Genomic DNA, 25,791 nt, shown 5'->3' with positions numbered 1-25,791 from the left:
TGATGAGGTGCATAGATTGGGGATTAGCATTGATGGTTATTGAAATTACTAAAAAGCATATTATTGTGGCTATTACATGTTTAGCAATTGGTGTTGCTATAGGTGTTGGTACTGTTATGTTGGTCAATCACGAATCAAAGAATATGAGCCAAACAGAGATAACAAGTGCACAAGTAAAGTTAGTTGAGGCATCAAAACAGGAAACATCAACACCGACAAATCAAGCAACTAATAACTCGATAGATGTTTCGATGTATCGCAATGCACGATTTGGCTTTTCCGTTCGTTATCCTAGTACATGGGTAAGGGGGCAGGAATCAACTAATGGTGATGGGTGTATTATATCTCCTCAAGATGGAACTATTGAAGTCACCGTATCTGGTTCGAATAATACACTTAATGAAACAACACAAGCAGCTTATTATCGGACTCTTAATGTAGCCAAGCAACGAGGTATACCTGGATTTCATACCGTCAGTGATGATTGGTATGTCGTAACGTATACTGATGGTACATTTATTTATTATGTGAAAGGTTTTGTTGGTGCTGGTTCTGAAAATAAATTGCATATTAAGTATTTACAATCAAAGAAAGATCAATATCAAGATGTAGTACAACAATTAGAAAATGGATTTAACCATGGAAATTTAGATGCAGGGCACTAACTGATGATATAACTATAATCTATATGTTTAAGAGGTAAGTCTATTGAAATATATGCTGATAAAACTCATGTTAAGTTCTATTCTTATCATTGGTTGTATAGGGCAAACTGCGTTTGCCAAAACCGATGATGTAGGCGTCTTAGCCGGTTTAGAATCTAATTCGGATATGTACTCTTATTTGAACCATTACCATTATTCCTTATGGCTAGCAGATTATCGTTATTCTGGTCACGATATGTACATCTCTGCGGACCAATCTGTTATTATTTCATTATGGGATTATAGTACACCACCGAGCATGATATATATTACAAAATCAGGATATGCAACTAATAAAGGGGCCATGGTAGGTATGACGCGCAGCGAAGTAGAATCCCTTTATGGCCCGCTTCTCGAGGATACTGAATGGGGCCGTCCGGCAGAACCATATGGCGATATCTACCATGGTTATGATACATATACAGGGTACTATGTGGGCGAATACGTAGGTTATCACAATGAAGGTCTATCTTTTGTGTTCAATAAGTATACAAATCAAGTCGTATTGATTCGGTACCAACGTGATCGACATGGTAATAGTAATGTGTTAAGCGATGTAAAAGAATATAATTTATTACCTTATTTGTTATAGTGTATGAAGTTTTAGGAGCTTTTTATGTTAAAACGTATTTTTATAATGTTAGCAGTAGCGTTAGCTTTCACGATACCTAGCCAAGCGATATCGATACAGGAACTCAAGTCATCACCGCAGTTTAAGGTGATTTATGAGGTAACGCCTGATGGTCCTAATGCAGATGAGCATACTATATGGTATTTAGATACGAAATCCATAGAGGTATTAGAGTATGCACCACCTATGTATAAAATTAAAGCCACGGTATATAATGCATACCAATCGCCGCGTAAAAACGTTATTTATAGTGATTCTTGGATTGTATCCTATGATACTCGTTTGTCGCTGGCAAGTCAGGTATATCGCGCGAAACAAGCGGGTGCTTCGTTGACGACGGTTATTGATGCGGCGCAGACAAAAACAGGCATGACGGGCACTGAGGAACCATTGGGTAAATTCTCCTTTGATGGACAGTCGCTACCGGTTCAGGTAAAAGCCTCGACTCGTGCTATTGTACGCACGGCGCCTAATACAACACGCTATGATATAGCAGATACATTATTCTATGAAGCGTATCGTATGCATTTTGAGGATGTGGTGGTGAAATGAGGTCCATGATGAAAGTTCTATATATAGCAATGGCATTGGCGCTGTCTTGTGTGGTGACCGCGCATAGCATGTCCATGCAAGAATTACAAAATACTAGTCGCTTTGAAATGCTTCACGGCTTTGGTGAAAGCGGCAATGGTGATGGCACATTTATAGATAAGGACTCCATCAAGGCCTCTAATGGGCCGAATGGAACCAAGCAAATTGCCCTCACACAGTATGTGCTCATGCCTGCTGGAGATATAATTCAGGAAAAGCAGGTTCTATACACCTTTGATACAAAGTATTCTTTTGTGAATCTCATAAAGAAGCTCGGGACCAATCAGTTAGAATCATATAAAGATCTATGGTTGTCTAAACAAAAGAATTCAGGGATTTCATCTACTATTATTGATTTTAAAGAGTATCATGTAGATGGGAATCGGTATGATACACAACGTGAAGCGCAAGACAGACGAATGGCAACGGCCCCTGTAGATTTTGGTTTCGCAGGATACCTCTTGGCAAACCGCCTGTATGAACGTGTATATGGCGTACAATTTGACGATGTAGCTGGAAAGTAGGAGGCGTTTAGCATGGCAAGTACAGTTATCGATAGCAAGGTGTTTGGTGCTTTGTTTAGCACTGATGAAATGAGACGTGTCCTCCATTACCATTGTTCCATTGTTGAAAGCTTTCAAAGAAATCTTGCCAGACAATGCGGGTGAATATGTTCACTGGGGCGCTACCAGCCAAGATATCGTTGATACTGGTCTTATTTTGCAGGAAAAAGAAGCGTATCACATTATCTTGCGAGATATGAAGGTATGCCAACAGCGTGTATTAAAGCTCGTAGAAACGTATAAAGATACTATTATGTGTGGTCGTACTCATGTTATCCATGCGTTGCCAATCACATTGGGCTATAAAGTCGCTGTATGGGCCGATGAACTAGGTCGCGATATTCAACGGTTAGAAGAAATGGCAAAACGCGTATTTGTCGGCCAAATGTCTGGTGCTGTAGGTACATTGGCATCGCAGCCTGAAAAGGGGTTAGAAACACAAAAGCGGATGATGGAAATTCTTGGATTAGAACAACCGACAATTTCTTGGCATGTTGCTCGTGATAGCCAAGCAGAATTTGCCAGTACATTAGCGTTATGTGCCGGTACATTAGGTCGTATTGCCCATGAAATTTTAAGCTTACAACGTACAGAAATCCTTGAGTTAGAAGAACCGTTCTTCATGGGGAAAGTTGGTTCCTCTACGATGCCTCACAAACGTAACCCTCAAGTATTAGAAAATATCATCGCTGTTTGTCGCAGTGTACGGACTATTGCCCCTGGCATTGCAGAAGCGATGATTTGTGAAAACGAACGTGACTGGGGTTGCTTATTAACAGAATGGGAATCCATCCCAAGAGCGTGTGAACTATTGGCTGCTGCTTTGGAAAAATCTAAAGACGTACTAGAACATCTTATTGTCTATCCAAAACATATGGAACAAAATCTATACAAACTACGTGGCCTCATGATGAGCGAATGTATCATGATGCATCTGGCACCTCGTTTGGGCCGTATGACTGCGCATTCCATCGTGTACCGTACATGCATGAGAGCCTATGAAGAAGAAGCCCAAATGAAAGATGCTTTGATGGCTGAGCCAGAAGTTACAGAAGCTTTCACAGAAGACGAAATCGACTATATGCTAGATCCTCATAACTATATTGGCGTGGCAACACAATTTGCTGATCGCGTATTAGAAAAATATAAATAGAATCATATATATCGTCAAATATGAATGAATAACAAATAATAGGCACAATTTTATTTGCATAGTATACTTATGCTAATAAGGTTGTGCTTATTTTATTGTAATGTGAGAGAAAAGAGAGGGTTTTATGTTACGTAAAAGTATAATTATGATGGCACTAGCAACTGCTTTCACCATAAATGTTAGTGCTGTACAGATTGAAGTGCCAGCCGGGCAGCCGCCTATGCCTGGAGCAGACTCGAGTATTCCTGCTAATGCGTATGAGAATTATCGAGCCGGTAGCTTGAGTAATGTAGGGGCTAGTGAGGTTATAAAGTTACATTCTGAATCTGAGAAGCGTATGGAAATGTATGTAACTGACTGGGGACTAACACGAGATGAAGTCAATCAGATAGCAAGCGATTCTGAAAAGCTGATGGACTTAATTGTTAATGAGACTGCAGTTGTGTTGTTGCATGATGATCGTAATAACATCCGAGCATCTGTCCCTGGACTACTATTAGCAAGTAAATATTACCCAAAACGCAGTGATGGTGAACGTTTATCTATTGTAAGAGAGAATTCCATATTTTTTGCGATCGGTACGAAATCAAATTATGATGATGCATTAGGTAAACTAAAATCAGAGCGAAAAGGGGAGTTCATATATCCTGGCATTTCACATGGTAAATGGGCTATTGATACAGAATCTTTTGGTGAGAATACGCCTGTTATGGTTGCTGTAGTTGGTTTAGATAATCAACCAAATCAAGAATATATGATAGGCCTTAGCTACAAAAATCAGCCCGTTACCAATAAGCTCGAGCGCGTTATGAGTAATTATGTAATTCCATCGATTCGTTCTTTAGATGACATGGATCATTATAGTGAAAGCATCAGCTGGGATAATCTCATGTATCGCATTCCTAAAGGGCTTAAACTAACAGCACAGAAGTCATTAAAGGACTCTGCTGAAATAAGGGACTATCGTGGATTGGGGATGCAACTTGTTGTGGCCAAAAAACCTGTAAAAGTAGATGATAAATATATTTACTCTTTTATTAATGAAATTTCGGAGGTAGAGCCAGAGAGTCAAATTATAGGTGATGCACCTATTCAGTCAGCATCTGTTTGGAATAATGGTGTGCCTAGTCTTTTGGTAGATAACTATCAACCAGGTAAAAAATCTTTAATGTATCGATTCTTACGCGATGACAAGAATATATATATTATGAGTTTAGTTTATACCGACGGGGCTGTGCCATATTCTCATATTCAGCTGCGTAATACAGTAGAATATTCTGACTTTGCAAATATTGAAACATTGAGGAATAAAGTAATCCGCATGCAAAGTCGAGAAAAGATGTAATACAGTTGTGTGTATATAGTTTGTAAATTTTAAGAGGGTTTTATGTTACGTAAAAGTGTAATTACAGGGCTTGTTATAGGCCTGAAATTGGTAAGTGGCTATAGTTATGAAGCGGATGCAAGTTGGTTGAGCAAAACTTGGGATTGCCTTGAACAAATGCAGCAATACAGGGTTATTTATGGCTGATACCACCGTTGCTATATATACACTAAATGGTGCTCCTAAGCGGAATCTATTCCCTAATGAGACTATAAATCAGAAGATTTATAGAAAAAACATTGTTATGTATGATTTTGCAGATGCTATGTTTATGTCTGTGTATCAACAGCATTTTGATGATATTGTGGTACAGTGAGGTGGATGATGAAACGCATATATTTTCTTTTTCTATGCTTACTCACTTGCCTTATGCTACCTTTGAAAGGACATGCTGTATCACAAGCTGAGTTATTGAATTCCAATCGATTCCAACATATCGACTCGTCTGTTGATTCTGGCCGAGGCGATGGAAAATACCTGGATCTTGAGTCTACTAGAACTATCGCAGATTCTAACGGGCACCGTCGCATTGAGGCTACTCTGTATGTATTGATGCCTGTATCCAATCTCATTCAAGGTATTCAAATCGAATACGATTACCAACTTAATCAATCGTTGCGCCATCTGATTAATATGCATGAAAAAGAGGTTAAACAAGGCACTCATGTACCATATATTTCGATTTGGCGTGCTAAGGATGAGAATTCTGGGATTACTGGTATGGTGAAAGCCGCAGGTGCTTTTACCAATGATGGTAGCGTTCGCGCCTCACTTCAGCAAGCAAATATAGAGGCCATGATGTTACCTGCCATATTTGGTATAGAACGATATACATTACCTAATTTGATTTACCAGAAGGTATATGGATTAGCTTATGATGATGAACCATAAGAATAGTTAGAAATATAATTCAGTATCATACATTTTTTTGAATAAAATAGAATTTAATTTCCTAAATAGTAGGGGTTTAGTGTAAAATTGAAAGTAAGTTACATACTATTGTGTCCGCATGAGAGGAGACCCTTATGTCTAAAAAGAAGATTATCATTGCCGTACTTGTAGCCATTGTGGCCATTGCTCTAGGTTGGTATTTCTTGTACTTTACAAAAACACCTGTCTATTCCTTGAACCTTGCTCGTGAAGCCGTAGAAAAGCACGATGTGAATGCTTTCAAAAAACATGTCGATGTAGATTCTATCATCGGTTCAGGCTATGATGATGTTGTGGCTATGCAACTGGAAGATCCTGAAATTAAGGACAATCCACTTAAAGGCCTTGCTGAGGTGATGTTCCAAGGTTTGAAACCTAAGATTGTACCTATTTTGAGTAATGAAATTTACAGTGCTATCGCAAAGCAACCTGAAAGTTCAGACCAAAATGCTCGCGAAAAACAAGCAGCTGATGACTTGAAAGAAAAAACAGGTATTAAAGACCTTGAGTTCAAAAGCATTGGCTCTGCCACTGTTGATGGTAATAGCGCCGTTGTGCCTATTACATTTAACTCTAAAGAACTTAACCAAGACGTAACGTTTAACCTTGCTATGAAGAAACTTGACGATGGCACATGGCAAGCCGTTAAAATCAACAACTTTAAAGAATTCCTTGCCCTTGTAGAACAACATGAAAAACAAGGTAAGGCAAAATAAGAATACGCGTTATATTAGGTAACTTGAAATAGCTACATAAAACTAAATAGAATACAAACAGCCAGTACTGTGATTGCGGTACTGGCTGTTTTGTTTGTGTATCTTAAGATACTAGATTAGTTGTATTTAGTTTTCTAGTTAGCGATTCTCTGGAAACACAACATGTTGCTGTAGTTTAAATTTAGGATTATTCGTAGAATCAAAGAACTCAATCATATTCCGTAATTTTTGGACTTCTTCAGCATTTAAAAAATTTGGATAAAAGATGGTATAGATAAAATGATAGGTGCCATCATAGGATTCAAAGTTTAGGATGTGATTATCCCTATACGGTTCATAGCTGTGTATGGATAGTCCAGGAATATTGTTATTCCATACAACCGAGTAATTTATATAATCTGGTGTTGGGTGGTACCGGTACATATCCCAGAATGAACGTAACTCTCTATTAAAATTGTAATGACCATTAATAATAGGATTGCCAGCATACGGATTCTTAGCGGGATTGATAGTAGAAATGAAAAAGGTTATGGCGCCCTTTTTGTAATATCTAATATCTTGATAGGCACCCTTGCTTTCACCATCGAATATGGCATCCTTAGGTACGCGATACTGTATGCCGTTTAGATTTTCTATGCGTGAATATTGATTCAACTCATTGAGATTTTTCACCGATGGAAGCACGTAATTGGCGAGTAGATTGTCAGTAGGCACCTTATTCAACACCGGTTTATTATCGAAATAGGCGATACCTGCATGATATAGAGGATACCGTATGGCAAAGCCCATATGTTTAAAGTTGATGGTATCCACGGTCATCGTCGTTTTTTGACCATTTTTGAGGTAAGGCATTTTCATGCTGTCCCAGGTACCGTAGGTAACGGCAGGGTATGAAAATACAGTCGCCTTTATATCAGAAATATGCTTTTCTAGATTCTTCTTTGCTTTATCTTGTAAGAACTTACGAACGTCCTTGTCTGTTAGTTTTTCATAGGCAATTTTAGTGTTGCGCCAATCCTGATCTTTGTAATCTGCATAGTCGATTTCTAGATTAAGATTGCCATTATCGGTTATAACGCGATAATCCTCTATGGTGCGATCAGGATTTTTATACCGACCAATATTATATTCACTCTTTATGCCTGCTACGGGGAATGAAAGCCGAATCTGGCTGTAGTGATTGTGAACGGAAATCACCGTATTGTGGTAATGCTCGCCACGATATATAGAGGCTTCTTTTGCATAGGCTAGTTCGTTTCTGCTAATGCCGTTGGCTTTATCGGTGTTCTTTAATGTTTTTACATAATTTTCCACATCTTGTTCAATGGCTGGGTTTGTGGCCTGATAATTTATATATGCATCCTTTGGAATTTTCGAATCTGCACCAGGAATATTGACGTCGATGGCCTCTGCTGGTGACAGTACAGTGCTCATGATGAAAGCACCTATTAATAGTGGTAATTTTTGCATAGTAACCTCTCCTGGTTATATCATCTCTTTTATAGGAGCTATAACAATACATAGATTCTCTTTATTAAGTATAATTATATAACTTTCTCATAGTTTAAGCAGTAATGAGTTCTTATGTCATAATGCACAAAATTTTACGCATATTCCCGTTTATACTAAAGGTGTAAATAGCGTTAGCTTTCATCAAGATTGGTAAGATAAAAGGGGGATGTCCTATGAATCAAGGTTTAGTGCGCCAAATTAATGATATCGTTAGACCCTATCGCGAAGCGCGGATGGGTCTGCTCATCGTGATTAGTGATCCTGTTGGTCAACGTGGTCCGACGCCGCCGTTGGCGTGGCAGTATATGATTGGTCGAAATTGGTATAAGCATACGATTCATGGTACGGCGTCCGTGAATGGTGTACATGGACAGCAGCTGGTGGAAATGACCTTGTTTGCATGGCCTGAGAATCGGATTGCGGATTGGCACAGCGTGGGTGGTTGGTATACGCAACAGTATGGGTATCCTTGCGTGCTATGTGTGTCGCCTACGGGGCACACTAAAATGCTTCGTTATGATCATGGCAAGATGCGGTATGGCGATGACTTAGGGGACTGGGACCCTCATCAGATTGAGGCCTATGGTAGCACTGTTTTAGGTGAAAGCTACGCTTGTACGGGCATTGATGCTGATTATCGGCGTGTGCAATTCCCTGAGTTTAATCGTCAAGATGGCACTTATTTTGGTGCTTTATCTGATTATATTGGCAGTGAATATATTTTACTATTCCCCAAAAGGCGTATTAGTTTAGTACGTAGGGGAATGTGGCGTCATTCGATTGAAGACCTAGCCAATATATGTAATGTACCCTTTGATATAGTGGAACAAACCTATCTCGATACGCCTGATGATCCAACGGAATATAAGGAAACCTTTTATGTTCTGTATGTGCGGAAATCAAGGTTACAAGAAGTATTTGGCGCTTTTAAACGGGCCCTTATGATTAGAGCCATTCCTTGGATGCTTTGTATCACACCTAGAGGGTATATGTATCATATTTCTCCATATACAAATAGTGATACGGGGCTAACAACAAGCACCGTGCCTAACATTGCATATGACCCACACGCCGATGAATTTTTGGCCCTTCTCGCTAAAGATAAATGGGAACTGTGCGGTAACTATGGGCTCTTTTCACTCGACACATACAAATCATTTATGGAAACACAAGATTGTTACATCAAAACGATTGTGCCAGACCCAGAATTTACCTATTGTCCTCCATCAGTTTTGACCGTCATAGCAGGGCACAATATGATTCAGAACTTGCTGAAAACACCGTGCGTATGGGCATAAAAAGAGCATATATATCGTCAAATACGAATAAACCATAAAACAATAGGCACAGTGCTTCTTAGCATAGTATACTTATACTAAGAAGTATTGTGCTTATTTTATGTTGAGAGAAGAGGATAAAGTATGATGCGACGTAGTTTATTTATGATGGCGATGGCAGTAGCTTTCACTACGAATGTTAATGCCGTAGAGATAGCGGTACCGGTAGGACAACCTCCTGTACCTGGTGCAGACAGGAAAATTTCTGCAAATGCCTATGAAAATTATTCACATATCAATGAGCCGGCTGTTAAGGAGGTAGACGCATATGTGGCGTATGTTAAGTCTCATCCGAGAACCTCAGATTCATTGATAGCAAAAATTAATCAAGAGAAACCTGGATATGATAAAGCTGTTAGATTAGCAGAGTTTTCACAATCTACTGTTGTTTTGGTGCATGACAAAGCCAATGCGATTCGTTTCTCTGTGCCTGATGTTAGTATTCGAGGTGATGTAATTACGTCGAATACAGAAAAAGGACCATTATATGCTGTTCGGAGCCTTACTGGATTTTTGCTTGTAGGTCCTCCTCATAGTAAGCAAATAAAGGGTTATGAGCATGGAAAGTATACATATGACAATTTAAAACAGGCTTCTTGGAAACTTGTGTCGGATCCTAAAGAACATGTGATGTATACTGAATTTACTCCGTTTAATTCCAACCATACGTATGGCATTACATGTGGCCGTTCTGTGACGAAGAATGATCCATTCCAAAATCAACCTGCTGAAGTAGTCATGAGCAATTATATTATTCCATCAATTGAATCGATTGCGGGATTAGATTCTTATTCTAAGACTGAAAGATGGGGTAATTTTACGTATCGTATTCCTAAAACTGCTAAATTGATCAGTCAAACTGTAGAAGAAGGTCGGTATGAGGTGCGAACCTATGAAGATAAGGGAATCACGATTCGTGTTATACGTCATATATTTAAGAAAGATCATATAGATCGTTCTAGCGCCACACCTCAAATACTGTGGTTTTTGGATAAATATGGCGACCTTGATTTACCTACCCAATATGCTACCGTATGGAACAACGGCTTGCCAGGATTCTTAATTGATCGTCAAATAAACAAAGGTAACTCATACTTGAGACACTATACAAAAGATTCAGTATATGCTTATAGTTATCGAATTCTTTATGATGAAAGTATATCCTCATATAATCATAAACAACTGAGAGATATAATAGAATATGTAGGCTTTGATAATACAAGCACACTTCAAAAGGAACCTCAATGGAGAGTACATAGAAACTATAAGAAGCAGTTAGAAGCAAATCCGGTCTATATTCCTTGGTATATGAAGAAAATAGCACTTTATAATCAGTAAGATTATATTAATTTATAGTTTTGAGAGACTAGGAGAGAATAATGAGAATAAAATTTTTAGCACTTAGTTTAGGTCTTGCTATATTACTGGCAGGCAATATGAGTTTTGTTGCTGATGCCAGTTGGTTGAGTAAAGCCATGGATCGTTTAGAAACAAGTAATGCTAAGCTTTCACCAAGTTGGCCAAAGGCAGAGCAATATCGTCATTATAGACCCGGTCAGGTTATAGGGTCCTATTTGCCAGCTGAAGATATGAAAATTGCCGGAGTGTCTTTGGGCACATCTTTTGATGCGGTAAAGGCCAGTCTTGGTCAGCCGACTAGTGAAAAACGTGATGAGCTTACCTATGGAGGCATTAAGTTTGGACATTCCTTGATGCAAGATAGCAGACCTATCGTATGGTATATAACCGTAAGCAATCGCGATGCTGTAACTGCTCGAGGCATTGCCGTTGGCGACACCTTGAAAAAGGTTATGGACGTCTATGGACGCCCTGATTTTATCGACTTTAATAACCGGTGGTTCTATGGATATCTTAGATATAATAGCGATAACATTCGCGGTATATTCTTTGAACATAATGGTAGCAAGGTGACGAAGATTATCATAAGCGATAATTGAGTGATTTTTTATAAGAGGTGGTGACTATTAGTGTCATAGGCAGGTGTTGAAATTATCCGTGTAGAAAATCTTTATAGAATAAATCATCGTAGTTTAGTTTTATATTTTTACCTGTAAAATATGCAGTGATATTGAATTATACCTGCGTAACAGGTATAATAAAGGAGAAATATTCTATGATTATTAGTTTTAAGGATAAGGACACTATATCATTAGCGGAGTTACACTTATGAAAAATTATATTCCTACTCCAACAATTAGTGAGATGTTAAAAGAAGAATTTATGGAACCACTTGGCTTGACGGCGTATCGACTAGCAAAAGACATTAAAGTACCTGTGTCTAGAATTCAAGAAATTTTACATGATAAACGGAGAATTACTGCTGATACTGATTTACGGCTTTGTAAATATTTTGGTATGTCTAATGGCTTTTTCTTGAGAGTTCAAATGGATCTTGATTTGCGTGAAGCTCAAACAAATAGTCGTTTACTCGAAGCGTTACAGTCGATACAACGGTGTACAGCTATTCCTGTAGACGATATAAAACAATAAATTGAAATTAATCGATGTATCTGCTACACTATACATATGAATAATGATTCCTAATGTTATATGTAGATAAAGGAGTTCCTATGTTATTTGTAGAATATCCAAAATGTACAACGTGCAAAAAAGCAAAGAAGTTTTTAGATGATCATCATATTGAGTACACAGACCGTGATATTAAATCTGAAAATCCTACAGCTGAGGAAATCGCTGCATGGTATCCTCAATCTGGTAAGGATTTGAAAGCGTTCTTTAATACGTCTGGCTTGATTTATCGTGAGCAACAATTAAAGGATAAGTTGCCAGGTCTTAGCGAAGAGGAAAAATTAGCTTTGTTGGCATCCAACGGTATGCTCGTAAAGCGTCCAATTTTGGTATTAGAAAATAAGGTATTAGTTGGCTTTAAAGAAAAAGAATGGATGGAAGCACTAAATTTGTAATTAGCTGAGTGACATCGCACCCCATATTCTGATTACTATTATAAACGGCTGTAATAGCATGCGCAGTAAATGCATGTTGTTACAGTCGTTTTTTGACAGCATATACAGTTTTTCGGTATACTAATAGATATTTCATTAGTTTTTCATTAATGAATCGTGAACGTAAGATATGAGAGAGTGTATATGCGATTTTTAGTGTATGTGTTGTGTGGGGTATTACTGGCTCCTACTGTGTGGGCCAGTGATACGGCGCCATCTACGAAAAATGGACAAGTGAATACTGAGGAATTCCACATCTCGCCGGCCTATTTGCCGGATCATCAGATTGGTGAAAGTGGACCGTTGGTAATGGATACAACAGAGCGTAAAACGACGCGGTATTCTAATGTTGATGCGGTGAATTCCGCTATCAATGCAGTGGCTGTGTCCAATATCAACAATGATATGCATACCAATGGTAAAGCATGGATGAAACGAACCACCGTGGCGCTTAGCTTTCAGAAGGATTGGAAGCCCCTCTACAGCGCAGAAACGGTGCAGCCTATAGGCCATTATGACGACAAATCCCGCCAAGTTTGGTTTACCCAAGGTTCCGTGGCGCGCGCTGTGGACATTGGTACGACCCTTAACAGCGGTTTTGGCTATCGCCGCATCAGTAGGGATGACCATCATTTGCACGGCGCGAACTTGTTTTATGACCACCGTTTCAAGGGCCAACATAGACGCATGAGTGCTGGTCTTGAATATCTTTCTGGTGAAAGCGAGTTCCGTTTCAACTATTATCGTGGTATGAGTGATGAACATATGGTCAATGGTGCATTGGAACGTATTACCGATGGCTATACCGTGTCCTATGGAAAAACCTTTAAAAATGCGCGCTGGGCTCGCATCTATGGAGAAGCCTATCATTGGACTCTGGACCGTAGCGCTGATAAAAACGGATTGCGACTTGGCACTGAACTGCAACTGACACCGCGCGTGTCCATTGATATGGGGTTCAATAAACCAGAACACTCTTCCGGTAACGCTTATGGTAAAATCATGTTCCGCCTTGCTGGTACCGATATGGCGTGGTACGGTGGAAAACACAAACTCGATACAGAATCTACAGTGCGATCTAAAATGCTTGAAACAGTGAGAAGAGATAATACGATCGTTGTGGAATAATAGAATGGGGCTGTAATTAACAGCCTCATTTTTAGACTCATCGGAAAATATCCGTGAATGTTATTAAAAAAGATATAAGTGCATAGAAGTACACAATTTAAAACGTTAAAAATATGCTATAATTAATATACTATTTATAATTTAGAGAGAGTGTTTATTATGCATATTACAAAGCCTCTACTATGGCTGTTAGAACCGTATATCGTATACAAAGCCTATTTGTGGGGGCTTCGTTTTTATTCGCATCCTGTGACTTGGGAAGGGGAACCCGATTGGTTTTCTTTGACACTAACCACATTGCTCGCCATTGATGCCATTGTATTGCCGTTATTACTGCTATACCTGCCTGCGTGCAATCCAGATAAGAACGTTCCACGATGGATTATAAAAATCGTCAATCCTCTAGATCGTTTTGTGGCTTGGGTTGAAAGTAAACAACTTGGGGCCGTATGGATGAAAATTATCGGTGCCTTATGGGCATTTTTTATATACCTTGTCCCTGTCTATATTGGTGGACAATTAGCTATGGCCGTTGTTGTAGCTCTTATTTATGATGTACTCACCTGGGCAACCATGCAGGTATAATCGACTCATATATGGAATATGGTATTCCTTGCAAAACTATAAAAATAGAAAAGTCGCGACTAGTTAATTAGTTTCTAATCAACTAGTCGCGATTTTTTATTTATTAAACACTATTAGGTCCTTCTTAGAAATAGAACAGGCCTGTTTTAATTTGCGGAACCATATATATGGCTCATTAGAAATAGAACAGGCCTGTTCTATTTTGCAGAACCACATATAGTGCTCGTTAGAATTACTACAGGCCTGTTCTAATTTGCAGAACCATATATAGGACTCATTGGAATTACTACAGGCCTGTTCTAATTTGCAGAACCATATATAGGGCTCATTGGAATTAGTACAGGCCTGTTCTATTTTGTAGGACACATATATATGTCTATTGGCTCTTATCTCTAAGTGTGAGAATTAAGAATACGATGGATCGGATATATGAATAACCGCTCATGTATTTGTGTAATAAACACATGCAAAATTAGAATACAGTTAATAAAATCAGTAATTATCTAGCTTTATCCAAACACATGATGCGCACTATTAAAATTAACCTGAGCTTTGCCCTTATTCTGAATGGTATTGCCATTATCTTAGCCATGATTGGTACGCTTTCACCAGTATGGGGCGCCCTCGTACACAATGGGGGAAGCTTGCTCGTAGTACTTAACTCGGCATTATTATTGTCTTGGAAATATAAAACTAATTCTGACGAAGACAGAAATCCATATGTAGGCAAACTTGTAAGTAATCAATAATCTATATGTAGTAAAACTTGTAAGCAATCAATAATTCATAGTAGAATACTCTCAAAAGGAGGTTTATCATGAATACATTAGAATGCATAAAAACACGTCATAGTACACGTAAATTCAAACCTGAACCGATTGCACAAGAATTGCTCGACACCGTTATCGATGCAGGTCGTCACGCGCCAACAGGTGGCAATTTACAACCTACACATTTTATGGTCATTACCAATCCGGATGTGTTGAAAGAACTAGTAACCCTTGTCCAAGAAGAGTATGGCAAGACGGAAGTAACGGAACAAACGCCACCATACATGGTGAACATCATTAAAATGTCCAAAGAGGGCAAATTTGTATTCCACTACAATGCACCGGTGCTCATCGTATTGGCTCATAAACCTGTGCTAGCCAATAATTTCTCTGATACAGCTTGTGCTATGGAAAACATGATGCTTGCCTGCAACGAACTAGACTTGGGATCCTGCTGGGTGAACCAATTACGTCACCTACAAGACAACGAACGCATAACCAAACGCCTTCGCGAACTTGGCATGGGCGATGATGAAAAAGTATATGCAAGCCTTGCCATCGGCTATCCAGACTTGCCAAATGGACTAAACCGCAGAGAACTTGACATCAAAGGAAATCCGGTAACCTATATTGACTAAAAATTATATATGAACGGGTCGCGTAAGCGGCCCTTTTTGTTTTTAGAATAAAAATAAAAATACACTTGCAAATATACCTATATGGGTATATAGTATATATAATAGTAAATACCTATGGGGGTATAGATATAAATTAGTAATACTATTGCTAATGATACAGTTTAGTTGGAGGCAACTATGGCAACGCGAAGCACAATAAAAGACTGGTTTGTCAATCATACGAAACCAATACGAATGGTAATGAACACATTAGATTCTGCAGACGTAGTATCTATGCCTGTTATGCCCATCCATTGGAATAGCGTATCGCAAGAAGCTTTAACCTGGACTATGCTCGTTGATATGGCTGCTGTAGACGATAAAATAACTCATACCAATACATACCATAATTAAGGATAAATATATTTTTAATATCAAAGGGTGCATGGGATTGTATATCGAAAATAAGTTTTTGATGTGCAATCCCATGCACCCTTTTCCTTATAATCTTTATAAATTCCTAATGGATTCTAATATAAAATGCTATATTGTGATTAGCTAAATATAGATTAGCGTTCATGGCGGATGTGTGGGTGTTTTGAAGCCGACTTTGCCCCCTCATCTATGAAACCGTAAGTTGCTGAAGAATTTACAAAGATGTATTGACCGCTTAATGGAAAATTGTGTACAATTATTTTAGAAATATTAATGTGTGTGTAATGGAGGGCTAGTTAATGGCAAAAATAGGTACATTGGCAGGTTATAATCGCGTTTCAGAAGTTCCAGAAGATGATTATTTAATGTTGGAAAATCAATTGGGATTCCCTTTGTATGTAGTAGCGAAGGAAATCGTCAATGCCTATCGTCCGCATTTGGAACCTTTGAATTTGACATATACTCAATACATCGTCATGATGGCGTTGTGGCAATACGGTGAATTATCCGTTAAGGAATTAGGGCAAGTATTGCGCCTTGATTCCGGTACATTGACACCATTGCTTAAGAAATTAGAATTAAAAGGATTCTTAAAACGTAAACGCAGTCGTAATGATGAACGGGTGGTTATGGTTACCCTTTCAGAAGAAGGACATGCACTTCGCAAGGACGCTATTGAAGTACCTAAAAAACTAGTCGCTAGCACGCAAGAAGTTTTTACCGTTCATGAAGCTGCAGAATTGAGAAAACTACTTAATAAATTATTAGATACTATTGATGCAGCTCATGGTGTTATCAATCCTGAAGATATTAAACGGTAAATGTGATATAATTTAATCAGATATTGTATTATTGGGTCATAGAGAGTAGACCTAGTGTTACCCGTTTAGGGTGGAGGCGAACATTATGAATAAGAAATTAGTTACCACATTTACTCTTGCAGCAACATTATTGGTTGGTTCCGTAGCGAGTGCTGCTAACTGGAATGGTTTGGCAAATTACCCAGAAGTACCAAACAGTGCAAATGGTACAGAAACTTATTACTTCGACAAAGCATCTCAATTTAATTTGATCGATGGTAGCCGCAACTATGTATTTGGTATTAATGTAGTAAATATGCATAACAACCAATACGGCGAAGCTACATTGTTCAAATATATTGTGCATCCTAGCTTGCACACTGTATATCGCTTTGCTCCAGATGGTCAATTGTACCAAATCAATCCTGGCACAAACGAATTCAACATGTTCAAAGCTGCTTGGAAAGAAGTATATGGCACAGAGTTTGCATTCCCTGATGTAAATGCTGTTCCTGCAACTGTAAACGTTCATGCATAATAATTAAATACTTATAATGATACGTATAATGGTGAAAGTTCTTTATAAGGGGCTTTCACCATTGTTGTATATATACGAATGGATAGGTATCATATAATTATGATGATAAATTGTATGTTAGGTGAAAGCCTATAAACGGTATGTTAGGTGAAAACCTATTAATTATATGTTAGGTAAAAGCTAAATAATTATTTTAGGAGGTAAGGATGGCAAAATCTGAATTTGCGCAAGCCTATACGGAACGCATGTTCCCCGATATTGCATCGCCAGCAGGATATATAGACCCTGAGTTCGAAGATCTATTTGAAAACTTTGCCTTTCACGAGGTTATTATAGAGGATGGCTGTAATGTAGCAGCCCATAGTCGTTTTCTGGCCATTTTAGCAACCTTAGTTGGCGGAGGCGCTACAGAGGAATATTCATTGATGATGCCAGCTGCCTTAAATTTTGGCGTCATTCCTGATGAAATCGTAGAACTTATTTATCAAGCAGTGCCGTATCTTGGTATTGGCAAGGTGCGTCCGTTCTTTAAGATTACCAATAAGATCCTTGATTATCGGGATGAAGAAATTCAAAACCCTCATCGTAGCACGATCACTAGCGAAAATCGCCTTGAAAAGGGCATTGAAAAGCAAGTGGAAATCTGGGGTGAAGGGATGCGGAACTTTTACCAATCAGGACCTGAAGATATGCGTCACATTAATAAATGGTTATCCAACATGTTTGGTGATTACTATACGCGTAAGGGCCTTAGTACCAAACAACGTGAGCTTATTACGTTCTGTTTCCTCATGGCCCAAGGAGGCTGTGAAGCGCAACTTAAGGCGCATGTCATTGGTAATTTGAATGTAGGAAATGATAAGAAATTTTTGATTAGCATTGCATCTCAATGTGTACCGTATATTGGTTATCCCCGTGTTTTGAATGCATTGTCTTGCATTAATGCAGGCTTTGCCGAATGGGAAGCAAATCAATAAATGGAAAACAATCAATACATGATGTAGTAGCTAAGTGCTATTAGATAACAAGGAGTAATATGATTCTTTCTGGATTAAGTTTAATTATGATTATCGCGTCCATTCCGGCGCTGATCATTGCTGCTGCTGGGCATGAGTATGCCCACGCTAAGGCGGCAGATTTACTGGGGGACCCTACACCGCGTATGATGGGGCGCCTTACGATGAACCCGTTTGTACACCTTGACCTCATTGGATCCTTGGCGTTAATCATAGGTGGATTCGGCTGGGCCAAACCAGTTGTCGTGAATCCCACCAATTTTAAGGACCCGCGGACCGATGATATGATAGTGTCTATCGCAGGGCCTATGGCTAATCTCGTCATGGCCTTTATAGGCTACGTTGTTATGCGATGCCTCGAAGCGGCGAACTTGTTGGGCAATGATTCCTTGTACCTCGTCTTGTTTCTCATTGTCGTGTACAACATTAACTTTGCCATCTTAAATTTGATGCCTGTACCACCACTTGATGGCAGCCATATTTTGATGAACTTCTTGCCTCTTAAATGGCAAATTCATGTAGCACGATTTAGCATGGTTTCCTTGCTCATCTTGATCGTTATATTAAATTCACCGATTGCTTCGCACATCTTTGTGCCCTTGCAAAAATCGATTCTTGGTGGTTTTGAAAGCATCGTTAACTTGGTGCTATAATCCGATAAAACAGCCCTTTAAACTAAAAAAAGCTATTAGTTGATTGTATATAATCAACTAATAGCTTTTGTGTTTTAGGTGAAAGGGCCCTATATGAGGTCCTGCAAAATAGAACAGGCCTGTACTAATTCTAAAGAGCCCTATATGTGGTCCTGTAAAATAGAACAGGCCTGTACTAATTCTAAAGAGCCCTGTATGAGGTCCTGCAAAATAGAACAGGCCTGTACTAATTCTAAAGAGCTCTGTATGAGGTCCTAAAAAATAGAACAGGCCTGTTCTATTTTAAAACAAGGGATAATATTAAATGCGACCTTGTTCTTTTAGTTCCGCTAGTAATTTTACGATGCGCGGACCACAGCCTTTGCCACCACAGGCACCAGTGCCTGCTCTAGTCGCTTCTTTGACAGCTGGAAATGTATGAGCCCCATTAAAAATGGCCTCTTTAATCGTTTTGCGTGTAATGCTGCGACATGTACACACCTTTGTTAATTTGTCCAGAATTGCCTCTGGTACTTGGTTATTTTCAAATTCCATATATTCCTCTTTGACTCACACGAGTCATTATATACTAAATTACATCGAAACTTTACGATATAGTTTAGTATAGCATAGAAAAGGTTGTTTTGTTAAGTACATATAACATGGTCGAAGATGATATACTATAAGCATTATAAATTATACTTGGAGGTTAATATGTTACGACGTATTGTAGCAGCGACTATGATTGGTGCTTTGGTACTCACATCAGGTTGCGCATTTCATAATCCCTTTGCCAAGAAGGCAGAGCCTGTAACCTATGAAGCGGTGGTGCAGAGTGAGCTTTCACCAGAAGAAAAGGTAGATAAGCTTGTGGCTAATATGTCCGATGCAGACAAGGTAGGCCAGCTGTTGATGATTGGTATTCATGGCACAACCTTGAATGATGATGCGAAATTTATGCTCAATGAATATCGAGTGGGTGGCATTATCCTGTTCGACCGCAACATGGAGAGTAAGGAGCAGGTGAAAACGCTCATTACCGATATTAATAAGGCCGGTAAAAGTGCGGGTCTTACGCCATTGTTCATCGGTATCGACCAAGAGGGCGGCGCCGTGGCGCGTATGGAGGACAAGTTGATTAAGGTGCCCCCTGCAGAAGAGCTGGGTCAAGGTTCTGTTGACCATGCAGCAAATCTAGCCAAACAAGTAGGGACTGAACTTAAGGACCTTGGATTTAATATTAATTTTGCGCCTGATGCGGACTTGGGATTAACCTATGGTCGCTCATATAGTACGAATCCCGATCAAGTCGTGAAGTTTGCAGGTGCGGTAGGCAAAGCTTATGACGAATCTGGCCTATGGTATTCGTACAAGCATTTCCCTGGCATTGGTAAAACCGATGTAGATTTACATGCAGACACTAGCGTGGTGCCTGTGTCTAAAGATACGTTACTCGCTGAGGATACAAAGGTATTTGTAGACCTTATTAAACAGTCGAAACCGAATACGTATATGATTATGGTATCCCATGCGATGTATCCACAAATCGACCCTGATCATCCGTCTAGCTTATCCAAGAAAATCATCACTGATTGGCTTCGTAAAGATATGGGCTATAACGGCGTCGTCGTTACCGATGATATGGACATGGGCGCCCTTGCCAAACACTATACCTTCGGCGATATGGCTGTTCAATCCATCCAAGCTGGCAGTGACATTTTACTCGTATGCCATGAGTATGAACATATGCAAGAGGCCTATAATGGGCTTATGAAAGCCGTTAAAGACGGCACTATTCCTAAGGAACGTCTTGATGAATCGGTGAAACGTATATTGCTTATGAAGATGAGCCATGGTTTATAAATACTAGGTTAATCCATAGTATATAGTGTATTCATAACAACGTATTTATCCCCTTATACAGGACTTTTTGATACCGATAGAGAATTACTAAGTATAGTTATTCTCTATCGGTTTATTTTTTATTCGTTAGGAGTGAAGTATATGTCTCGGAGAATTATGTTGAACGGCACGTCGTATTTTGGTCAAGGTGCGATTCAGGAGATTGTAAACGAAATTAAGAATCGCCATTTTAAAAAGGTTCTCGTTACATCTACGCCTGATTTATTTGAGTTTAAGGTTGCTACGAAGGTTACGGATTTGCTTGATGCGGCAGGCATTACTTACGATGTATATGACAATATTAAGCCGAATCCAACCATTGAAAATGTAACATCTGGTGTGGCTGCTTGTAAGGCGGCTGGTGCTGATGTAATCGTTGCTGTAGGCGGTGGTAGTGCTATCGACACGAGTAAGGCTATTGCTACGATTATGACAAATCCTGAATTTAGCGATGTGCGTAGTCTTGAAGGCTTGGCGCCTACAAAACACCCTTGCTTGCCGATTATCGCTGTGTCTACTACATCCGGTACGGCAGCAGAGGTTACCATCAACTATGTTATCACTGACGTGGAAAAGAACCGCAAATTTGTTTGCGTAGACCCTCATGACATTCCAATTATCGCTATAATCGATCCTGATATGTCCGCGTCCATGCCAACCGGCCTATGTGCTTCTACGGGGATGGATGCCCTCGTTCATGCCGTAGAAGGGTATATTACGAAAGGTGCTTGGGAATTAACAGATATGCTTCATTTGAAAGCTATCGAGATCATTGGCCGTTCCTTGTGCAGTGCAGTAGCTGGTGAATACGCAGGTCGTGAAGCGATGTCCGTAGGTCAATATATTGCCGGCATGGGCTTCTCTAACGTAGGACTTGGCATCGTTCACTCCATGGCTCATCCATTGAGTGCTGTGTATGATATCCCTCATGGTAAAGCGTGTGCTATGCTTCTAACGGCGGTTCTTAAATTTAATGCCCCTGAAACAGGTGCTAAATACCGTGAAATCGCTCGCGTTATGGGCGTGCCTAATGTGGATGCTATGGATGAAAGCACCTACCGTCAGGCTGCCATCGATGTTATCCAAAAACTAGCCGACGATGTAGGTATTCCTAAATCCCTCAGCGAAGCTGGCGTGAAACGGGAAGACATTTCATTCCTCGCTGAATCTGCTTTCAATGACGCATGTACGCCAGGTAATCCACGAGATGTAACCATTGATGAAATCATTGGTATTTATGAATCTATATTCTAATTAAGTGTAATTAATAATAATATGGTACAGCATCTATATGGTAAATCATTACTCATATAGATGCTGTTCTTTTTTGCTCACGAATTCGTGAGTAAGATATTTACATTATGTAAATATAAGAATATACTGTGAGTAAAGAGGTCAGGAGGTGTGAAAATGAAGCATATTGGGCATACAAAGAATACAGAAAATATAGGGTTGATTGAAGATTTGCGAACGGAATTTAAAAGTGATGTTAAGAAACTTTCAGAAGAAACAATAGTTGAGGCCGTTGTAGCATTGGCAAATACAGAGGGTGGTACATTATATATTGGCGTAGAGGATGATGGGACGATTACGGGCGTGCATAAAAACCACCAGTCTACAGCGGGGTTAAGTGCTATGATTTTTAATCGTACGGTACCTAATGTTTCTGTTAGTACAGATATTATGTACAGTTTTACAAAACCTATTATTAGTATTGCAGTTCCAAAGAGTTATGAGTTGATTTATACGTCGAGTGGACGGGCATTACAACGACGGTTAAAAGGGAATGGCACGCCAGAAAATTACCCGATGTTTTTACGTGATATTCGGCGTTATATGGTAAATGCCTATGGTCTAGATGTGTCGGCCTATCCGGTGTTAGATGCGACATTTGATGATTTGTCCTTGCTTGAGTTTGAAAGAATGCGTTCCATGATTTCTAAGTATAGAGGAGATCAGTCTTTACTTGAGCTGGATAATTTGAAATTAGCGCAAGCCTTACAATTAGTACAAACCGTAGATGGTACCGTTCACCCAACAATGGCTGGATTGATACTACTAGGTAAAGGCGAGCGAATCAGGGGTTTAATACCGACTGCAGAGTCTGCTTTCACCATGATGAAAGGCACTAAATTAATTAGGAATGTATCAGAGCATATCCCTGCACTGCAGGCCATTGAGCGCTGTATTGAATCGTTAGATTTAGTCAATATGATGACGGAACTATTTCCTGGCCCGGTTGCTGTTCGATTGATGGATATAGACCCTATTTCTTTTAGAGAGGCATTAGTAAATGCTTATTCTCATAGGGATTACACAGAAATGGGGCGCATTCGTGTTGAAATTAATGATGAGCAAATATCAATCACGAGTCCTGGCGATTTTATGCAAGGGATTACATCCAATTCCGTATTGTTTGCAGAACCTCGTAGTCGTAATACCGTATTAGCTGATGCTTTCAAACGAATCGGATTGGCTGAAAAGACGGGGCGTGGTGTGGATAAAATTATTGAACCATCACTATTTGCAGGACGTCCGGTACCTCGATATGACGAGTCTACAAGTACTTATGTGCGCGTTGTTTTTGATAAGGCACCCGTAGATGATAATTTTGTTACCCTAATTGTACAAAATCAGGTCAAGTCCAATATGGAACTTAGCTTAAGAGGGTTATTGGTTTTGTATAGTATACGTAAACTCAAACAATCTAGTATGGACGATATTATCCATGATTGTCAGTTATCTCCTGCTATCTGTGAAATGAATGTTCAACAATTATTAAAGATGAATATTATCCAATCGGTCGATATGGATGGTAAGCAGTTGTATTATTTGAATACTGCTGATTATGTATATCGATTACATGGAACCTCGCAAGTATATGATGTTACACCGACTTATGGAAATCCATATATTAAAGCCTTCCATTCGTTGCTCAATGCTGTTGATCAAGTGACGCGTACAGACGTGGCCAATGCACTAGGTATTTCTAAACCGCAGGCGTATCGGCTCATTATGAAGTTATTCAATAAGGGAATTCTTGAAAAAGTAGGAAACGGAAAGTATACTAGTTATAAATATACTGATACGTATGTAGCGGAGAAACTTCGTTTAGAACGGATGACAGAGAAATCGTTATTGCCGTCCATTTAGAGAATCCTACATAGATTAGACTGATATTCGATATATTTTCCACGAGGAGGAGAATGCATGAAACTATGGAAACTAAATAAACGCAGCTCTACCTTAGCAGATATGTCGATGAACCGGATACTACTATCTGAACTCATTGCTAAAGGGGCTTTAGTAGGTATCATTGCAGGATTTTTTGGCGCTGCCTATCGATATTTAATCCTCGAGTCTGAGCATATCAGGTGGCATCTAATGGGCGATATTTCCTTGGAATGGGCTATTGGCTGGCTCATTGCTATGGTTGTATTTGCCTGTATTGTTGATCGCCTTTTAACGTGGGCGCCATTATCTGGCGGTTCCGGTATCCCTCAAATTGAAGGGGAAATGCTCGGTTTATTCAACATGAAGCCATATCGCACGCTTATTTCAAAGATGATAGGTGGCGTATTGACAGGCTTTGCAGGATTTTCTGTGGGCCGTGAAGGGCCAGCGGTGCAAATTGGCGGCTCTGCCGGTAAAATCGTGTCCTATTGGATGAATTCAGGCCTACGTGAACAACGCATCCTTACATCGGCTGGTGCCGGTGCAGGCTTAACTGCTGCCTTTAGTGCGCCTGTGTCGGGGGCTATGTTCGTCTTTGAAGAGGTTCACAAAAGCTTTTATCCGTACCTTGTCATTCCTACCTTCGTGGCTACGCTCATATCGAACTACATTACGGTAACTATCTTTGGCCTTACGCCGGCCCTCGGATTTTCCGTAACTTCAGGGATGCCGCTTAATTATTTTCCGGTTCTGCTCGGGGTAGGTATTTTAATGGGGCTCTGCGGTGTATTGTTTTGTCGCATGATATTTGCCTTTAAGCGTTTCTTCGAGTGGCTCAAGTGTTCTCGCTTTCTAAAGCTTGTGCTTACCTTTGTAACCGTCGCCGTTATCGGCTTTGATTCCCAGCTCTTGTTGGGCGGTGGCAATGATTTGGTAGGTCAACTGGCCTTTCAGTCTCATGGCGTATTGCTCCTCGGCGGTATTGTGCTCGGAAAAATCTTGCTTACTACGTTTTGCTATGGCAGTGGCGCTCAAGGCGGCATCTTTTTGCCAATGCTCGTCATCGGTGCATCAGCCGGTGCCTTTTGTGAAAGCCTGCTTTCATCGGCAGGGTTAATATCTCCTGATTTTGTACCGCAATTCGTTATTTGTGCCATGGGTGGCATGCTAGCGGCCGCTATGCGTACCCCAATTTTGGCGATTTTACTCGTTCTTGAAATGACGGATAGCTTTTCCAATATCTATGCTATTGGTATCGTTACTATTGTGGCCTACTTGGTGGCAGAACTCTTAAAAGAACCACCTATTTACGATTCCTTATTACAAGCTATGACAGGCCAAAGCAACCTAGAAAATGTTCAAACCTTTTTCCAAACCAAGGTGCCTGTAGTGGCATCCTATGTGGATACACAACTACAAGACCTCAACTTGCCAGATGGGACGTTAATTGTAAGCATTCGTCGGAATGGAACATACATCGTGCCTTTAAACGATGTAAAACTACAACCGGGCGATGAACTACAAGTATCGTGCGAACGAGGACGATTAAAAGCAGCTAAATCTTATTTTCAATCTAATTAGTTTTAAATACGTTTGGGACGCGAGGTCCCTCTAAAGAAATCTCCACCGGCCGGGTCTGACTTCGGCCTGCGGCCTTCGCAGGGCCAAAGTCGATTTCTTCAGAGGGAC

The 25,791-nt window shown here is 39.7% G+C and carries 30 protein-coding genes; 28 read left to right on the top strand and 2 right to left on the bottom strand.

Annotation, left to right across the window (positions count from 1 at the left end; genetic code table 11):
* Positions 1 to 2: 2 nt before the first annotated feature.
* From VIHSUH07_RS02450 to VIHSUH07_RS02405, 10 genes are all read left to right on the top strand, one after another.
* A complete protein-coding gene (locus VIHSUH07_RS02450; RefSeq protein ID WP_233187800.1) occupies positions 3 to 665 on the top strand; it encodes a hypothetical protein in 663 nt (220 codons plus the stop codon).
* Positions 666 to 732: 67 nt separating this feature from the next.
* The gene (locus tag VIHSUH07_RS02445) at positions 733 to 1,296 is read left to right on the top strand and encodes a hypothetical protein (RefSeq protein ID WP_233187799.1); all 564 of its coding nucleotides are present in this window, start codon (positions 733 to 735) and stop codon (positions 1,294 to 1,296) included.
* A gap of 24 nt (positions 1,297 to 1,320) precedes the next feature.
* Entirely contained in the window at positions 1,321 to 1,887 is a 567-nt protein-coding gene (locus VIHSUH07_RS02440) for a hypothetical protein (RefSeq protein ID WP_105083765.1), read from the top strand.
* 5 nt (positions 1,888 to 1,892) lie between these two features.
* Positions 1,893 to 2,450: a hypothetical protein gene (locus tag VIHSUH07_RS02435; RefSeq protein WP_233187798.1), complete on the top strand. Its 558-nt coding sequence runs from the start codon at positions 1,893 to 1,895 to the stop codon at positions 2,448 to 2,450.
* 76 nt (positions 2,451 to 2,526) lie between these two features.
* The gene (locus VIHSUH07_RS02430; RefSeq protein WP_233187797.1) at positions 2,527 to 3,642 is read left to right on the top strand and encodes a class-II fumarase/aspartase family protein; all 1,116 of its coding nucleotides are present in this window, start codon (positions 2,527 to 2,529) and stop codon (positions 3,640 to 3,642) included.
* Positions 3,643 to 3,766: 124 nt separating this feature from the next.
* The gene (locus VIHSUH07_RS02425) at positions 3,767 to 4,987 is read left to right on the top strand and encodes a hypothetical protein (RefSeq protein WP_105083763.1); all 1,221 of its coding nucleotides are present in this window, start codon (positions 3,767 to 3,769) and stop codon (positions 4,985 to 4,987) included.
* Positions 4,988 to 5,029: 42 nt separating this feature from the next.
* The gene (locus VIHSUH07_RS02420) at positions 5,030 to 5,173 is read left to right on the top strand and encodes a hypothetical protein (RefSeq protein WP_233187796.1); all 144 of its coding nucleotides are present in this window, start codon (positions 5,030 to 5,032) and stop codon (positions 5,171 to 5,173) included.
* Positions 5,166 to 5,342, top strand: a complete 177-nt coding sequence (locus VIHSUH07_RS02415) for a hypothetical protein (protein ID WP_199176825.1) — start codon at positions 5,166 to 5,168, stop codon at positions 5,340 to 5,342. The genes VIHSUH07_RS02420 and VIHSUH07_RS02415 overlap by 8 nt, the downstream gene beginning before the upstream one ends.
* An 8-nt stretch (positions 5,343 to 5,350) precedes the next feature.
* Entirely contained in the window at positions 5,351 to 5,917 is a 567-nt protein-coding gene (locus VIHSUH07_RS02410) for a hypothetical protein (protein WP_105083762.1), read from the top strand.
* Between the two features lie 134 nt (positions 5,918 to 6,051).
* Entirely contained in the window at positions 6,052 to 6,672 is a 621-nt protein-coding gene (locus VIHSUH07_RS02405; protein ID WP_105083761.1) for a hypothetical protein, read from the top strand.
* A 138-nt stretch (positions 6,673 to 6,810) separates the two neighbouring features.
* Here the strand turns inward: VIHSUH07_RS02405 and VIHSUH07_RS02400 are convergent, their stop codons facing one another.
* Positions 6,811 to 8,142, bottom strand: coding sequence for a hypothetical protein (locus VIHSUH07_RS02400; RefSeq protein WP_105083760.1), 1,332 nt, complete (start codon positions 8,140 to 8,142; stop codon positions 6,811 to 6,813).
* 215 nt (positions 8,143 to 8,357) lie between these two features.
* Here VIHSUH07_RS02400 and VIHSUH07_RS02395 point away from each other — a divergent pair, with 215 nt between their 5' ends.
* The 14 genes from VIHSUH07_RS02395 (at position 8,358) to VIHSUH07_RS02330 (ending at position 19,047) form a co-directional block, all read left to right on the top strand.
* The gene (locus tag VIHSUH07_RS02395; RefSeq protein ID WP_105083759.1) at positions 8,358 to 9,482 is read left to right on the top strand and encodes a hypothetical protein; all 1,125 of its coding nucleotides are present in this window, start codon (positions 8,358 to 8,360) and stop codon (positions 9,480 to 9,482) included.
* Between the two features lie 123 nt (positions 9,483 to 9,605).
* Positions 9,606 to 10,859: a hypothetical protein gene (locus VIHSUH07_RS02390; protein WP_105083758.1), complete on the top strand. Its 1,254-nt coding sequence runs from the start codon at positions 9,606 to 9,608 to the stop codon at positions 10,857 to 10,859.
* A 41-nt stretch (positions 10,860 to 10,900) separates the two neighbouring features.
* Positions 10,901 to 11,479: a TonB-dependent receptor gene (locus VIHSUH07_RS02385; RefSeq protein WP_105083757.1), complete on the top strand. Its 579-nt coding sequence runs from the start codon at positions 10,901 to 10,903 to the stop codon at positions 11,477 to 11,479.
* A 229-nt stretch (positions 11,480 to 11,708) separates the two neighbouring features.
* A complete protein-coding gene (locus VIHSUH07_RS02380) occupies positions 11,709 to 12,032 on the top strand; it encodes a HigA family addiction module antitoxin (protein WP_105083756.1) in 324 nt (107 codons plus the stop codon).
* Between the two features lie 80 nt (positions 12,033 to 12,112).
* Positions 12,113 to 12,466, top strand: a complete 354-nt coding sequence (locus VIHSUH07_RS02375) for a Spx/MgsR family RNA polymerase-binding regulatory protein (RefSeq protein ID WP_016476295.1) — start codon at positions 12,113 to 12,115, stop codon at positions 12,464 to 12,466.
* A gap of 183 nt (positions 12,467 to 12,649) precedes the next feature.
* Positions 12,650 to 13,633 carry an inverse autotransporter beta domain-containing protein gene (locus tag VIHSUH07_RS02370; RefSeq protein ID WP_105083755.1) on the top strand — a complete coding sequence of 328 codons (984 nt, stop codon included), beginning with the start codon at positions 12,650 to 12,652 and terminating at the stop codon, positions 13,631 to 13,633.
* Positions 13,634 to 13,792: 159 nt separating this feature from the next.
* The gene (locus VIHSUH07_RS02365) at positions 13,793 to 14,218 is read left to right on the top strand and encodes a hypothetical protein (RefSeq protein WP_105083754.1); all 426 of its coding nucleotides are present in this window, start codon (positions 13,793 to 13,795) and stop codon (positions 14,216 to 14,218) included.
* Positions 14,219 to 14,739: 521 nt separating this feature from the next.
* A complete protein-coding gene (locus VIHSUH07_RS02360; protein ID WP_016476298.1) occupies positions 14,740 to 14,967 on the top strand; it encodes a hypothetical protein in 228 nt (75 codons plus the stop codon).
* Positions 14,968 to 15,035: 68 nt separating this feature from the next.
* Positions 15,036 to 15,626, top strand: coding sequence for a nitroreductase (locus tag VIHSUH07_RS02355; protein WP_105083753.1), 591 nt, complete (start codon positions 15,036 to 15,038; stop codon positions 15,624 to 15,626).
* A 177-nt stretch (positions 15,627 to 15,803) separates the two neighbouring features.
* Positions 15,804 to 16,019 (top strand): hypothetical protein, encoded by a 216-nt coding sequence (locus tag VIHSUH07_RS02350; RefSeq protein WP_009660714.1) that lies wholly within the window; start codon positions 15,804 to 15,806, stop codon positions 16,017 to 16,019.
* A 320-nt stretch (positions 16,020 to 16,339) separates the two neighbouring features.
* Positions 16,340 to 16,861 (top strand): MarR family winged helix-turn-helix transcriptional regulator, encoded by a 522-nt coding sequence (locus VIHSUH07_RS02345; RefSeq protein WP_005378161.1) that lies wholly within the window; start codon positions 16,340 to 16,342, stop codon positions 16,859 to 16,861.
* 85 nt (positions 16,862 to 16,946) lie between these two features.
* Positions 16,947 to 17,378 carry a hypothetical protein gene (locus VIHSUH07_RS02340; RefSeq protein WP_005378140.1) on the top strand — a complete coding sequence of 144 codons (432 nt, stop codon included), beginning with the start codon at positions 16,947 to 16,949 and terminating at the stop codon, positions 17,376 to 17,378.
* A 206-nt stretch (positions 17,379 to 17,584) separates the two neighbouring features.
* Entirely contained in the window at positions 17,585 to 18,355 is a 771-nt protein-coding gene (locus VIHSUH07_RS02335; protein WP_105083752.1) for a carboxymuconolactone decarboxylase family protein, read from the top strand.
* A 59-nt stretch (positions 18,356 to 18,414) separates the two neighbouring features.
* Positions 18,415 to 19,047: a site-2 protease family protein gene (locus tag VIHSUH07_RS02330; protein WP_005378174.1), complete on the top strand. Its 633-nt coding sequence runs from the start codon at positions 18,415 to 18,417 to the stop codon at positions 19,045 to 19,047.
* 300 nt (positions 19,048 to 19,347) lie between these two features.
* Here the strand turns inward: VIHSUH07_RS02330 and VIHSUH07_RS02325 are convergent, their stop codons facing one another.
* Positions 19,348 to 19,581, bottom strand: coding sequence for a (2Fe-2S)-binding protein (locus VIHSUH07_RS02325; RefSeq protein ID WP_005378014.1), 234 nt, complete (start codon positions 19,579 to 19,581; stop codon positions 19,348 to 19,350).
* A gap of 159 nt (positions 19,582 to 19,740) precedes the next feature.
* Here VIHSUH07_RS02325 and VIHSUH07_RS02320 point away from each other — a divergent pair, with 159 nt between their 5' ends.
* The 4 genes from VIHSUH07_RS02320 to VIHSUH07_RS02305 all read left to right on the top strand — a co-directional run bounded on the left by VIHSUH07_RS02320 (position 19,741) and on the right by VIHSUH07_RS02305 (position 25,683).
* Positions 19,741 to 20,889: a glycoside hydrolase family 3 N-terminal domain-containing protein gene (locus VIHSUH07_RS02320; protein WP_105083751.1), complete on the top strand. Its 1,149-nt coding sequence runs from the start codon at positions 19,741 to 19,743 to the stop codon at positions 20,887 to 20,889.
* Positions 20,890 to 21,030: 141 nt separating this feature from the next.
* On the top strand, positions 21,031 to 22,182 hold the full coding sequence (gene fucO, locus VIHSUH07_RS02315; RefSeq protein ID WP_105083750.1) for a lactaldehyde reductase: 1,152 nt from the start codon (positions 21,031 to 21,033) through the stop codon (positions 22,180 to 22,182).
* A gap of 156 nt (positions 22,183 to 22,338) precedes the next feature.
* Complete coding sequence (locus VIHSUH07_RS02310) at positions 22,339 to 24,081, top strand: RNA-binding domain-containing protein (protein ID WP_105083749.1); 1,743 nt, start codon at positions 22,339 to 22,341, stop codon at positions 24,079 to 24,081.
* A 57-nt stretch (positions 24,082 to 24,138) separates the two neighbouring features.
* Positions 24,139 to 25,683: a ClC family H(+)/Cl(-) exchange transporter gene (locus VIHSUH07_RS02305; RefSeq protein WP_105083748.1), complete on the top strand. Its 1,545-nt coding sequence runs from the start codon at positions 24,139 to 24,141 to the stop codon at positions 25,681 to 25,683.
* Positions 25,684 to 25,791 lie beyond the last annotated feature (108 nt).

Origin of the sequence: Veillonella sp. T34266-5 (genome assembly GCF_002959815.1) — a bacterium.
Classification (GTDB): domain Bacteria; phylum Bacillota; class Negativicutes; order Veillonellales; family Veillonellaceae; genus Veillonella; species Veillonella atypica.
The sequence above is the reverse complement of the archived record's forward strand: the minus strand, read 5'-3'. Positions and strand labels throughout refer to the sequence as shown.